This is a genomic window from Caproicibacter fermentans (genome assembly GCF_014303955.1).
GTDB lineage: Bacteria > Bacillota > Clostridia > Oscillospirales > Acutalibacteraceae > Caproicibacter > Caproicibacter fermentans.
The window spans coordinates 755736-767970 of sequence record NZ_CP060286.1; the positions used below are offsets into that span (position 1 = coordinate 755736).

A 12235-nucleotide genomic window follows, 5' to 3' on the forward strand; every position below is an offset into this window, starting at 1 on the left:
AACAAAAACTCTTTTAAAAAACGTTCAAATTATCCATAATACGAAATGAATTTCACATCGTGGATAATATGAAAACAGGCGCATATGGCATGCGCCTGCCAGCCTTAAATTTTAGAGTATCCGTAACTATTCACAATCGCGTCAATCTTCTGCCCCTTTTGACAATACGGGCAGTCAAGAACGGAGCAGGTAAAATAATTCGGCAAATTATCACTGGCAAAGATGGAGTTGACCTCGATGCCGCCGGTCTCTCCGATCGCGCTGAAAATCGCAGAGGTTCCTACGATTTTGCCGCCGTAATAACGGATGCATTCCAGCGAGCGGTTAATCGTCTTGCCGGTGGTTGCGGAAGCCACAAGCAAAAGAATGTTTTTGTTCCAGATCCGATCCTGGACATTGTCGCGGAACAGAAGCTGCCCATTTGGATATTCGGGGGTTATAATGCTGATGTCGGTTCCCTCATTCAGGGAGGAAACGCCTGATTTTGAGAGTTCCTCAGCCAAAAAGGCACCGATTATTTCGCAGCCGTCCATACAGATGATCGTATCGACGGATACGGAATTGACGTACCTTTCAGCCATGAATTCCGCTGCCTGTTTGGCAATTTTCTGCTGGTGTTTAATGCCTGTCATGTCAATGTAATAGTTTACGTGAGAATGCGAGGTTGCAAAATGCCCCGGAATAAGATTCAAGACAATATCCCGGTTTTTATCGCAGCGAACCTGAACAGCTCTGCTTTCCATGACCGGCACACCACTTTCCCAATAAAAGTCGTAATTATTATAGCATTGATTCCCCAAAGGTGCAAGATTTTTTTACGAAGTCTAGGTTATTCTGCATAATTTCACATCGCGGTTTTAAGTCTCCCGGCAGCGGAACGCCCTTTGCTCGAAAAACAATTTAATTTCTTTTTGCAGTCCGCTTACCGAACCCTGAACCAGTTCCTTCGGTCCGCCTCCCCTTCCCGAAAAAGCGGCGGACAGCTCTTTTGCATAGGGTCTGGCATCATTCGCGGGGTCGGATACGGCATATCGGTACCCTTTTGAATCGTCGCCGGAAAAAACCGCGGCCGTCGCAAAACAGCGTTCCGACAAAATCAGCGCAAACCGGCGAAGCTCGTCCGGAGTCAGGTCGTCATCAAAGATCAGAATATTTCCGCAGCCCGGAGCGATGGCGCCAGCCTTCAACCGGAAAATTTCCGTCCGAAGGGCGGAGAGCCTCCGCTTTAAATCCGCGTTCTCGCGCAGAACCCGTTCCACAGACTGTTCGATCTCCGCCGGCTTTGCGGAAAGCAGCGCGGAAACGGCAGATACGCTGTTTACCCTCTCCCCGTAATCCCGAAGGGCCTGGCCGCCGCAGGCCATGGTCAGTCTGGTCCCGCCTTTGTACCGCTGGGAAGACAACATCTTAACCGCGCCGATTTCTCCGGTACGCTCCACATGGGTGCCGCAGCAGGCGCAGATATCATAACCGGGAAACTCAACAATCCGAACCCGGCCGGTGAGTTCCTTTTTGCTTCTGTAAGGAATCCTTCCCAGCTCCTGCGCGGAAGGATACGACACTTTTACCGCAAGGTTCTGCCAGACCGCGCGGTTTGCCAGCCGCTCGATCAGCGCAAGGTCCTCCGCGGAAAGCTCCCCGTTCAGGTCAACCGTCAAAGACGTTTCGCTCATATGAAATCCGACGTTGTCAAGCCCAAACAGCCGGTGGGCCAGCCCGGAAACAATATGCTCGCCGGAATGCTGCTGCATCAGCCCAAAGCGGCGCGGCCAGTCGATTCCGCCGGAAACCATTTCTCCCGGCTGGAACGACCGGTCCGAGGTATGGTAGACGATTCCGTCCTTTTCCTGAACGTCCAGTACGTTTGCAAAATTCAGGACCCCCCGGTCGGAAGGCTGACCGCCCCCTTCCGGAAAAAAAGCCGTGCGGTCAAGAATGACCAGAAACCGGTCTTTCTCGGGGACACACTCCAGCACACGGGCTTGAAAAGTTCTCAGCTTTGAATTCAAATCGTAAAGTTTTACCGTCTCACGCTTCATTCTTCTCCTCCATTTCTTTCATCCATTCATAAAACCGCGTGCAGGCCGGAACCACAATTCCCTGTCGGCACATGTCTTCATATTCCTCGCGGCCAACCCATTTGGCCTGTGTCACTTCCTCGGGCTGAAGCCGAAGCTCGCCCACATATACTACAAGACGGTAATCTCCGGGCCACATCGAGACGCCGCGGGTCCAGACTCTGCCGGTCCTGTTTTTGTTTTGATCGCAAACGTCGCAGAGTTCCGGCAAGCAGGCTCCTCTTTTCTCATTTGACTTTGAATTTAATTATACTCCTGCTTTAGGATTCCGGCAACCGCATATGGCCAGATCCGTTTTGTTCCTGAATTGTAAAGCGAGAATCCATACTCTCCCGCAAGAGTAGAATGCAATTGTAATGAAACTCCCGTGCGGAAGATGTATGGATTTTCCGGTTACAAGGAGTTTCGTCTGTAGTTACGGCCCCGGAAAGCTTTTGAAGCGTAGCGAAAAGCCTTCCACAGAGCCGGAAAGATTGAATCTGCTGATTACTCCGTTGATTCGGAACGGCCAATCGGTACATCAGATCTACCTTACTCACGCGAATGAAATGACCTGTAGTGAGAAAACCCTTTACAATTACATCGACGCTTCTTTGTTTGACGTCCGGAACATTGATCTGCCGAGAAAAGTGAAATACCGTCCCAGATACAAAAAGCCGGAATTCAAGATTGACCGCGGGTGCCGTATTGGACGCAATTATGAGGATTTCAAAAAATACAGGGAAGGCCATCCTGATACTCAGATTGTGGAAATGGATCCGTACTGGGAAACAAAGGCGGAAAAGTATTGCTTACCGTTCATTTCGTAAATACCAGCCTAATGCTGGCTTTTCTGCGGGACGCAAACACCTCGCAGTCTGTGATTGATTCTTTGGATGCCATTTACAGGCTCTTGGGCCGGGAATGTTTTGAAAACCTGTTCCCAGTGATTCTGACGGACAACGGCAGTGAGTTTTCGAATCCCAGACTGATGGAATACGGTCCCTCCGGAAAAGACATCCTCCGCACGAGAATTTTTTACTGCGACCCCAGCAGTCCCTACCAAAAGGGCTCTATTGAGGTGAATCACGAACTGATTCGGCGGGTTTTGCCTAAGGGAACCTCTTTCGACAATCTGACCCAACCGGACATTTTCAAAATGATGAATCACATCAACTCCTACAAAAGGAACAAGCTGAATGGGCGCAGTCCCTATGAGATGTTTCGTTTCTGCTATGGGGAAGGAATCCTTCAAAAGCTTGGTTGCCTCCCCATTGCTTCCGAAAATATCGTTTTGAAGCCGCGCCTTCTCAAGCATTCAACCTGATTTTATCTACTTACACTGTCCGCCAGCCATTGTTCCCCTGCAAGGCGGGATTCTCCAGTTACAAAAAAACTGAGCGGGAGTTGCGCCTCTATTTACTGTACCCTTTTGCAGCCTTCATGAGCCCCGAAAGTGCTCCTGCGGTACGCTTTTCCAGAGACTTTCGGGAAAGTTGATTACAAAACGGGATTTTCATTTACAAATCGGGACTTTCGTTTTCAAAATTGGATTCTCATTTGCAAAGTGGGATTCCTGTTTTACAAACGGGATCCTTGGGCTACAATTCGCCCCCGTCTGCCGGAGGAATATTAAAAAAATTATCGATAAACATTAATTTATTATTGAATAACGTAATTAATTATGGTATACTATGGTTATCTTTTCGATTAAAGGAGGATTTTTAATGAACCCAAGTTGTTTAAAAATTGAAAAAAGCGGAAAAATCGTGCTGATTGCTGTAAGAGTCGTGCAGGCTGTCATCGTTTTGTCCATTGCGGCGTCCACTCTGATGCTTGTTTTACCCGAAGAATTTTTGTTTCCCAAGATGACTCGATCGGGTGATTTCTGGATTACCACATTTTCCAATCTTTTTACGAACGCTGTTTTTCTTTTCATTTTATTTTTAACCGGAAGATTTTTACAGACGCTGAGAAAAGCTTCTCCTTTTTTGCGGGAAAATGTGAAACGGTTGAAAACAATTTCCGCATTATTAATCGCGGTGGAACCGGTTCAAATCATTTTTCAATGGATTTCCAATGCCGTTCGGCCGGCAATCAATGGGCAGAAAGAAGTATTTGTTACATCTTATGGCGGGATTATTTTTGTTTTGGGTTTCGTGGTGTTCTGCCTTGCGCTTGTTTTTGAATACGGGATGGAATTGCAGAAACAATCCGACGAGACTCTGTAAGGACGGGAACGATGGCAATTATTCTTAGATTGGACCGTGTCATGGCGGACCGGAAAATCTCCTTAAAGGAACTTTCGGAAAAAGTCGGAATTGCGAATGTTAACCTGTCAAAAATAAAAACAGGAAAAATCAGCGCGATCCGTTTTTCGACGCTCAACGAAATTTGCAGAGTTTTAAACTGTCAGCCGGGCGATCTGTTGGAATTTGAAAACGAGGAAAAAGCCGATTCGGAAACGGATTAATGAACGGAGGCAATGCCTATGCGCCGGCGAAGCCCGGTTTTGACTGCGGTTTTGATTGTACTGGGGACGGCACTCATCGGACTGGCGGTTCTCTATCCTTTAATTTTTTATGCTTTTGACCCTCAAGCGCAAGAAATATCTCAGATTGAAAACACGTTAAAGGTTGCCATTCCGCGCAAATCTTCCGTGACTGAGTACAGCGATTCCACCGGCTGGTTCGGAGACGGCGAAGTCGATCTTGAAGTCGCGCTGCCCGCCGACGCGGACAAAGAGGAGATGGGGATCACCAACAAAAACGGTTGGCTGCCCTTGCCGATACCGGAGGACCTTGCTCTCCTGATTTACGGAGGAAACGGGGCCAATGCGATTCATTATGGGGGGATTGGAGACGATTGGATCAAGAAAACGAAAGACGTTTCAATCGGCTACTACTTCTTTCTGAACCGAAACGAGCAAGACATCCGCAGCAAAACAAGCCCACTTCAAAACCAGTATTCTCATGACTTTATATTTGCGTTATACGACCCAATCAAGCACATTTTTTACTTTTATAAATACGACTCTTAATCCCTTAAGAAGCAGCAAGGCCCTGTCGCGCAAACGGCAGGGCCTTGCTTATGATATCTGCACTTTTTCCCGACGCGGCATCTCCGGCGGACAAAAACCCACTTTTTCCGCTCCCGCAGATTCCAGGTACTGTTTCAACGGTTCCAGCTTTTCATAAAAAGCGACAATCAGATCTCCGTCTTTTGCCTGAGCGACGGCGTTTTTCAGCGCCTCCAATTCCCGTTCGAAAACTGAAATCCGGTCCTTTGGAAATCCGTCGCCCGTAATCGTCCGGTAGAACAGATCCGCAACTTCGCCTTTTTCCCTCCCCCGCAGGTCTTCATCCTCTTTCACATAAATTCCGTCAAAGGATTTTGCACAGAGGTGAGCGGTATCCCGAATCGCCGCGTCACTGCGATCGCCCGGCATGCCGATCACGCCGATCAGTCTTTCATGCTCCATTCTTCCGCAAGCCTTTATGACATTTTCATAACCGGGCCGGTTGTGTCCGTAATCCAGCATGACGTGAAACCCGCCCAGCCGAAACAGATCAAACCGCCCCGTGTTCATCAAAAAGCTCTTCAGTCCTTTTCGAATCACTTCCAAAGGCACGCGCAGCGCGTAGAGGGCCGAAACGGCGGCAAGACAGTTTTCAATATTGCACTCGATAAGACCTCCGCCCGTCACGGGAATCTCGGATATCTGAATCAGATTCAGTCTTTCACGGGGCGCGCTGATTACAATTCCGCCGTTTTCTTCATATACCCTGACACATCCTTTGGGAACAAAAACGTCTTTTGCGGGATGCCCGGAAAAAAGAATCACGTTGGAGTGTACTCTTTTCAAAATCGTCGGAGTCATCGGGTCCCTCGCGTTCAGCACCGCATGCCCGTCCTTTTTGACGGCCTCGACGACCAGTGATTTTACAAAGGCCAGATCCTCCAGAGTTTCCACACCGTTCAGTCCCAAATGATCGTCCGCGATATTGGTAATGACCCCGACATCCGCCAGATCATAGCCCAGGCCCTCCCGGACAATGCCGCCGCGCGCCGTTTCCAGAACCGCGGCCTCCACCGTCTGGTCGGACAACAGAGATTCCGCGCTGCGCGGCCCCGAATTGTCGCCTTTGCAGACGCACTTATTCCCAATGTAGGTTCCGCAGGTACTGGTCATGCCGACGTTGAGCCCCGTTATGGAAAGCACATGGTGAATCATACGCACGGTTGTGGTCTTTCCATTCGTCCCGGTGACGGACACAATGGGGAAACAGTATTCCGTCTGCGGAAACAGCCGATCCACAATATCCTTCGCAACGTTTCTGGGAATGCCTTCGCTCGGATACAGATGCATGCGGATTCCCGGCGCCGTGTTGACTTCCACGATCACGCCGCCCGTCTCCTGAATCGACCGGGAAATATCTTCCGTGACAAAATCGACGCCCGCAACGTCAAGCCCGATGACCTGAGCCGCCCTGACGGCAAACTCCGCGTTGTCGGGATGGATCAGGTCCGTGCAGTCGGTAGCCGTCCCCCCCGTACTGAGGTTTCCGTTTTTTCTGAGCAGGACGGTTTCACCCTTTTCGGGAACATCCTCCGGCTTTTTCTTTTGTTTTTTCAGTTCGTCCAGCGCAACTTCGTCAAGGCGGATCTTCGTCAGCGGCTTTTCATGGGCCTCTCCCCGTCTGGGATCGCTGTTTTTCAGCCGGATCAGTTCCTGAATCGTATGAATCCCGTCCCCGGTCACACAGGCCGGAAGGCGTTCCGCGACGGCGCAGACCCGGTCGCCGACCACAAGAACGCGGAAATCCTTCCCTTTTACATACTGTTCCACAACGGCGCCGGTTCCGAATTTCGCCGCGTTCCGGTACGCCGCTTTGATTTCTTCCTCACTGTTCAGGTTCAGGGAAACGCCCTTCCCCTGATTTCCGTCGATCGGCTTAATGACGACGGGAAGTCCGACCTGACCGGCGGCCATGACCGCGGACAGTTCGGAGTAAACCGTTTTTCCATACGGCACCGGAATTTTATTTTCACTGAGCATGGATTTCGTCAGCTGTTTATTGGAGGAAATATCGGCGGAGATGCAGGAGGTCAGGTCGGTCAGAGTCGATTCGACCAGATGGCTGTATTTCCCGTAGCCGATTCGCACCAGACTTTCGTGGCCGATTCTGGTCACGGGAATTCCGCGCTTCCGGGCTTCTTCCACAATCGCCGTGGTGCTGGGTCCCAGTTCGGCGTTGATGGATATTTCACCCAGATAATCCAGGAAGCCCTCGATGTCAACTTCCTTATTGTCCAGAAACCGGTTCAGGATAAAAACCGCGGCCTTCCCGCACTCCAAACCGCATACTTCGTTTTTATACTGATAGACCAGGTAGTATCTGGACGGCTCCTCAATGGTTCTGGTCCGCCCGAAGCTGACTTCGTAACCCAGCATGGCCTGCATTTCAAGAATCGTGTGTTCCAGCACATGGGCCAGGTAGGTCCCCTCTTCCAGACGTTCCAGAAATCCCCCTTCATAACCCAGACTGCAGTAGTTTGTTTTCAGCCCCGGAAAACAGGAAAGAAGTTTTTGGTTGAATCCGGGAATCTCCTTCGTGGGAATCAGACCGTATTTACCGATATCCACGATCATCTTCATTACCGGTTTATGACTGTAAATATTCCTGCCGCGGTAATAGCGATGGTCAAGGATCTGAATCTTATTGCTTTCCATCATTCAGTCGCAAAACCTTTCTATCCTTTAGTTCAAATCCATAGCCTGTTGGCAGCGTATGCACCGTAACTCCGGTGATCATCAGGAGCTCGTTCTGATTCAGTTCCGAAACGTTTGAGCTTTGAATGGTCTTTCCATCCATGATGGTCACGGCATTGGAACCGATCACCTCAAAGTGCTGGTCAGGATAAAGTTTGATCGCCGTATCCTCATCGATTCCGATTCCAAGGACGTCCGGATTTTCCGCCACGCCGCACAGCAGCCTGCCGAACCGGCCTCGCTGATCAAAGTGCTGATCGATGATGACGCCGCTCAGCAGCCCGAGGCCCGGCGCCATTTTCAGGGTGCATTTCCTTGCCGGCTCATTGTCGTTGCCCTGAACAACCATCGTGGACGTCATCGCGGAAGCTCCGGCGCTGGTTCCCATGATGATCCCCCCGTCAAAATACAGCCTTTTCAGTTCATTATTCACCTTGGTTCCCCCAAGAATGCTCGTAATTCTCAGTTGGTCACCGCCCGTAAAGAAAACGCATTTCGATTTTGAAATCGCGCTGCAGTTTTCCGGGCTTTCGGCCTGTTCCCGATTGCTGATATCAAGAATGCTGACATTTTTTACTCCGAGGCCGCTGAAAACATCTTTGTATTTCTTCCCTGCTTCCTGCGGCTTTTCCGTTGCCGTGGTCAGCACGGTGAGCCAATCCGAACCGGAAAGCATCTCCGGCGCCTGCCTTAATATAACGCTTTCTCCCTTTTTATCCTCCGCTCCTCCGATAATAATCAAATACCCTTTCGGGGGTTCAGACATCTTACTCACTCCTCTGAATTTACCCTGTGGCCGTCATCCACCGTCTGTTTGCCCAGACAGAACAATTTGCGAAGGCGATAACCGCAGTCAAGCAGCGCAATATCTGCGTCCGCACCCTCTTGGAGCGTCCCCTTTTCAGGATAAAGCTTCAATATTTTAGCAACATTCTCCGTTACGAAGCTAAAAGCGGTTTCCGGACGAATTCCCTTTTTGACTATGCATCCGCGGATGTCGTCGTACAGCTCCTGAATTTTACCGACCCCTCCGGTGGGAATGCTCCCGTTGGAGTCGGAGCTTACAGTAACCCTTGAGAGATCCATTCCGCTGTCCACAAGCATTTCAATCGCGTCCGGGACTGGTATTCCGTGCGTTTCCCCCGCCGTCAGGTCAATATTTCCGCCGTTTCTGCAATATTCCATCGCCTGCTCGAAGAGCTTTGGCTGGCGGTTGACATGTGTGGGAACAAACATCTCCTTCGGCAAATCCGTTTGCTCAAGCACATCCAGCAGCAGGCCCATCCCCCGCTTCCCCTCCCCGAGGTGAATATGAACAACGCCCGCCTTCCCGCCGATCATGCCGCCGGCATGAACGGCGGAGGCAAGCTCCGCCAATTCCAGAGCACTGGGCTGTGATGAACGGTGGTCGGCAATCGCAACTTCGCCCACGCCAATCACTTCGTCAACCAAAATGAGGTCCCTCAGAATACTTTGGGTCAAAGAAGGCATGGGAAAAGTATAACTCCCGGAATAAAGATAGGCCGTCAGCCCCGATTGTCTCAAGCTCTTTGCACTTGCAAAAAGGTTGGCGGGATCTTTGGTACAGCTGTCGAATCCGAGAAGACCGACCAAAGTGGTAACGCCGGACAAAAAAACTTGATCGGGATTAATATCGCCGATCCGGCTGGCAAAGCCGTGTTCGCCGCCTCCGCCCACAATGTGAACGTGCTGATCAATCAGCCCGGGAAACGCCGTCAGGCCGTCACAGTCAATAATCCGGTCAAGAAAGGGACAGTTCTCCCATCTTCCGACCGGATCAATCCTCTCAATTTTTTCGTTTGCGATCAATATATCCTTTTGCCCGATGTGCTTCGGGCAAAAACAATTTACATCTTTTAAAAGTGTAATCATAATGACCTTCATAAAAACGTTATTTGCAGGATAGTTTTTGCGAATACGAGATTTTTATACTCCCGCAAAAGAGAGAAACAGCCGAACGAGTCACTCGTTTTTCTAAAAGTCAGCATAAAATTTACCGCTAATATCTTTGATAAAAACAGGATTACTAATATTGTGAAAGGAGGTGATACTCATGGCGCATCAAGGTCATGCCGTTCACACGCACTATGCCGGAACCGACCAAAATGAGTCCGATACGCAAACATCTTTTTCTTTTGGCAGATGGCTGGGAAAATTGGCCGTAATGGTGATTGTTTTATTCCTGGTTTCGTTTTTCACTCCCGGCTTTTCCATTGTAGGTCTTTGGTCGTTTCTGATTGCCGCGATTGTAATCAGCCTGCTGGATTATCTGGTGGAGAGCGTTATGAAAACCGACGCTTCCCCATTTGGAAAAGGACTAAAAGGATTTTTGCTGACCGCCGTTATTTTATACGCGGCCCAGTTTGCTGTTCCGAATATGAATGTCACAATTCTGGGCGCTGTCTTAGGCGCAGTCGCAATCGGTATTCTTGACGCCTTCATTCCAACACGGGTAATGTAAAAGACTTCATAATTGAATCATATAGAAATCCCCCGCCGGCCAATAAACCGACGGGGGATCGATTATGCAAAGGTATCTAACAAACTGTTTTCCGTGGCACTTGCCGTTTTGATGTTTGCAGCTGCCGACTGCCCGGAGGATTCCGGCGATTTCTGCTGATTTTCAATCTGCAGAATCTGCCGTTCGATCTGTGAAATCTGCTGCTGAATTAGAGCCTCCTGCTGCTGAACCAGTTTGGCATTCTCACCGGATGAGTCTTTCTGCAAAGTCTCCAGTTTCTCCTGCAGTTTCTTTTCCTGTTTCTCCAACTGGGAAATCTGGCTGGAGGAGTTGCTGTCCACGCCCGCAGAATAGGCAGCGGTTGTCCCTGAAACCGCCGAAATAGCCATGGCCATCATACCCTTTCTTTTTTATCTATTTATTCTATCGGCAGAAACCAAACAAATTTTAGGTGAGAACGGTGACAGTATGATGAATTTTACGGGCACATTCCCATGTCTCTGTCGATCAAAGCGTTCATATAGGCACTCAGGCTCATCCCCAGCAAGCCGGCGCGCGCCTCTTTTTCAGAATTCTTTTCTCCAGAAGGTATTCGGCCCGCGGAAACAATCTTTGTTTCCGCATTCAAATTCCAATTAGCCAGATTGACAAGCCTGTAATCGGACGCATAGGATATAGCAGTTTACACGAAAGGTGGTACTGCATCATGTGCTGCTGGCTGATTCCCTTTTTTGGCTTTTTGCTGCTGCGGCTGCGGCCGCGGTTGTTGCTGCCGTTGCCGTAAATTCTAACAGAAAAACACAGCGCGCTTGACCGGACACGTGTCAAATTTTTTAAGTCGGTTACGCCCTCTGATCTAGAGGACTACATTCTTTTCACCGCCACCCCCAACCGGGTGGCCTTTTGATGTGATCCTTTTCTCATATAATCTTTATGATTTTTTTTGCTCTGTTCCCATTCATTCGGTATCATACACACGTGTTGTGAGACTGGGAGGTGGAATAAAACGAAGAAGCGTTTTTCGGCATTTGCGGCTCCATCCTTCGGGTTGGGGCCGCTTTTTTTGAAAATCCCCTGAATTCTTCTTGTTTCGGCGCTTCTTTCATCACTCTGTGTCGCAGAATTCTTGCTCCGCGAATAAAATGTGGGTAAGGAGATGCAAATTATGCCAAGAAGATACGATCGGCCGTTCTGTCGTTGGTGGCCAATCTTTCCCTGGTGCCCCAGGCGTCCGTATCCCCCAAGGCCTCCACGTCCGCCCGGACCGCCAAGACCTCCCGGACCCCCTCCGCCCGGGCCACCGCCCAGACGTCCGCGATAATCGAAAGCTCAGAGCAGCAAAAGCTCTTTCATTAGCATGCAAAACCTTGTTATGGGCCGGCGTGTTAAAAGCGCCGGCCCAAATTATCTCTTTTAAAGTATTTTAAATCAGAAAAAAGTCTTGCATTTTGTTCCCAAAATGATAAAATATATGTATAAATTATGAATGAGGGGTGTCTATATGAAAGTAGCAAAACTGATTATTGGGATTGTGTCGATTGTCCTGTCTTTATTTGTACTGTTCCAATCGTGCGCAGCCGGGATCGGGAACGCGATTGCCGCGAATGGGGAATCCAGCGGGTCCTCAGGATTATTCCTGGCAATCTGTCTGCTGGTCGCCGGAATCGTCGGAATCGTTGCCAGAAGCAGCAAGGGCGGCACGATCGCGACCACCGTGATTTACGCGATCGGCGGAATTGTGGGAATTTCCAATGTTGGTACATATCAGGATCTGATGATTTGGTCCGTTCTTTCTTTCATTTTCGCAGTTGTGTTCCTGGTTTCCGTTTTTGTCGGGCAAACGTACCCAGTAAAGGAAAAGGCATTGAAGGAAGAAACAAAGCAGGAGTAACACATTTCACAACTGAACAAAGTATAAAAACG

Annotated in this window: 12 protein-coding genes and 1 pseudogene; 6 read left to right on the plus strand and 7 right to left on the minus strand. The window is 49.5% G+C overall.

Translation table 11 applies throughout. The annotated features are described in order from the left end of the window. Positions 1 to 104: 104 nt before the first annotated feature. From HCR03_RS03720 to HCR03_RS03730, 3 genes are all read right to left on the minus strand, one after another. Positions 105 to 743 carry a phosphoribosyltransferase gene (locus HCR03_RS03720; protein WP_187036691.1) on the minus strand — a complete coding sequence of 213 codons (639 nt, stop codon included), beginning with the start codon at positions 741 to 743 and terminating at the stop codon, positions 105 to 107. 114 nt (positions 744 to 857) lie between these two features. After that, a complete protein-coding gene (locus HCR03_RS03725; RefSeq protein WP_066644038.1) occupies positions 858 to 2039 on the minus strand; it encodes an alanyl-tRNA editing protein in 1182 nt (393 codons plus the stop codon). Continuing rightward, a complete protein-coding gene (locus HCR03_RS03730) occupies positions 2029 to 2289 on the minus strand; it encodes an NUDIX hydrolase (protein ID WP_187036693.1) in 261 nt (86 codons plus the stop codon). Before HCR03_RS03730 ends, HCR03_RS03725 begins: the two co-directional genes overlap by 11 nt. A gap of 250 nt (positions 2290 to 2539) precedes the next feature. Between HCR03_RS03730 and HCR03_RS20740 the strand changes: the two are divergent. The 4 genes and pseudogenes from HCR03_RS20740 to HCR03_RS03750 form a co-directional block, all read left to right on the plus strand. Continuing rightward, a pseudogene (locus HCR03_RS20740) lies at positions 2540 to 3384 on the plus strand (IS30 family transposase); the annotation flags it as partial. 400 nt (positions 3385 to 3784) lie between these two features. Next, positions 3785 to 4288 carry a DUF2975 domain-containing protein gene (locus tag HCR03_RS03740; protein WP_066644769.1) on the plus strand — a complete coding sequence of 168 codons (504 nt, stop codon included), beginning with the start codon at positions 3785 to 3787 and terminating at the stop codon, positions 4286 to 4288. Between the two features lie 11 nt (positions 4289 to 4299). Continuing rightward, complete coding sequence (locus HCR03_RS03745) at positions 4300 to 4530, plus strand: helix-turn-helix domain-containing protein (RefSeq protein ID WP_187036695.1); 231 nt, start codon at positions 4300 to 4302, stop codon at positions 4528 to 4530. 18 nt (positions 4531 to 4548) lie between these two features. Further along, entirely contained in the window at positions 4549 to 5097 is a 549-nt protein-coding gene (locus tag HCR03_RS03750; protein WP_187036697.1) for a hypothetical protein, read from the plus strand. A gap of 48 nt (positions 5098 to 5145) precedes the next feature. Here HCR03_RS03750 and cphA read toward each other — a convergent pair whose 3' ends face one another. Genes cphA through iadA form a run of 3 tightly spaced genes read right to left on the minus strand, consistent with a single transcriptional unit; the run spans position 5146 to position 9723 of the window. Next, the gene (gene cphA, locus HCR03_RS03755; RefSeq protein ID WP_207727263.1) at positions 5146 to 7794 is read right to left on the minus strand and encodes a cyanophycin synthetase; all 2649 of its coding nucleotides are present in this window, start codon (positions 7792 to 7794) and stop codon (positions 5146 to 5148) included. Next, the gene (locus HCR03_RS03760) at positions 7778 to 8596 is read right to left on the minus strand and encodes a cyanophycinase (RefSeq protein ID WP_156991389.1); all 819 of its coding nucleotides are present in this window, start codon (positions 8594 to 8596) and stop codon (positions 7778 to 7780) included. Before HCR03_RS03760 ends, cphA begins: the two co-directional genes overlap by 17 nt. Before the next feature lie 5 nt (positions 8597 to 8601). Beyond that, positions 8602 to 9723 (minus strand): beta-aspartyl-peptidase, encoded by a 1122-nt coding sequence (gene iadA, locus HCR03_RS03765; RefSeq protein ID WP_175391687.1) that lies wholly within the window; start codon positions 9721 to 9723, stop codon positions 8602 to 8604. A gap of 181 nt (positions 9724 to 9904) precedes the next feature. Here iadA and HCR03_RS03770 point away from each other — a divergent pair, with 181 nt between their 5' ends. Continuing rightward, a complete protein-coding gene (locus HCR03_RS03770) occupies positions 9905 to 10312 on the plus strand; it encodes a phage holin family protein (protein ID WP_083210032.1) in 408 nt (135 codons plus the stop codon). A 62-nt stretch (positions 10313 to 10374) separates the two neighbouring features. Here the strand turns inward: HCR03_RS03770 and HCR03_RS03775 are convergent, their stop codons facing one another. Beyond that, positions 10375 to 10701: a FlxA-like family protein gene (locus HCR03_RS03775; protein WP_166525038.1), complete on the minus strand. Its 327-nt coding sequence runs from the start codon at positions 10699 to 10701 to the stop codon at positions 10375 to 10377. Between the two features lie 1112 nt (positions 10702 to 11813). Here HCR03_RS03775 and HCR03_RS03780 point away from each other — a divergent pair. Beyond that, the gene (locus HCR03_RS03780) at positions 11814 to 12203 is read left to right on the plus strand and encodes a hypothetical protein (RefSeq protein WP_066644756.1); all 390 of its coding nucleotides are present in this window, start codon (positions 11814 to 11816) and stop codon (positions 12201 to 12203) included. Positions 12204 to 12235 lie beyond the last annotated feature (32 nt).

Coding starts and splice junctions, on each gene's coding strand:
- HCR03_RS03775 (WP_166525038.1), bottom strand. CDS start 10,701: ATGGCTATTTCGGCGGTTTCAGGGACAACCGCTGCCTATTCTGCGGGC.
- HCR03_RS03720 (WP_187036691.1), bottom strand. CDS start 743: ATGGAAAGCAGAGCTGTTCAGGTTCGCTGCGATAAAAACCGGGATATT.
- HCR03_RS03740 (WP_066644769.1), top strand. CDS start 3,785: ATGAACCCAAGTTGTTTAAAAATTGAAAAAAGCGGAAAAATCGTGCTG.
- iadA (WP_175391687.1), bottom strand. CDS start 9,723: ATGATTACACTTTTAAAAGATGTAAATTGTTTTTGCCCGAAGCACATC.
- HCR03_RS03750 (WP_187036697.1), top strand. CDS start 4,549: ATGCGCCGGCGAAGCCCGGTTTTGACTGCGGTTTTGATTGTACTGGGG.
- HCR03_RS03770 (WP_083210032.1), top strand. CDS start 9,905: ATGGCGCATCAAGGTCATGCCGTTCACACGCACTATGCCGGAACCGAC.
- HCR03_RS03745 (WP_187036695.1), top strand. CDS start 4,300: ATGGCAATTATTCTTAGATTGGACCGTGTCATGGCGGACCGGAAAATC.
- HCR03_RS03725 (WP_066644038.1), bottom strand. CDS start 2,039: ATGAAGCGTGAGACGGTAAAACTTTACGATTTGAATTCAAAGCTGAGA.
- cphA (WP_207727263.1), bottom strand. CDS start 7,794: ATGATGGAAAGCAATAAGATTCAGATCCTTGACCATCGCTATTACCGC.
- HCR03_RS03780 (WP_066644756.1), top strand. CDS start 11,814: ATGAAAGTAGCAAAACTGATTATTGGGATTGTGTCGATTGTCCTGTCT.
- HCR03_RS03760 (WP_156991389.1), bottom strand. CDS start 8,596: ATGTCTGAACCCCCGAAAGGGTATTTGATTATTATCGGAGGAGCGGAG.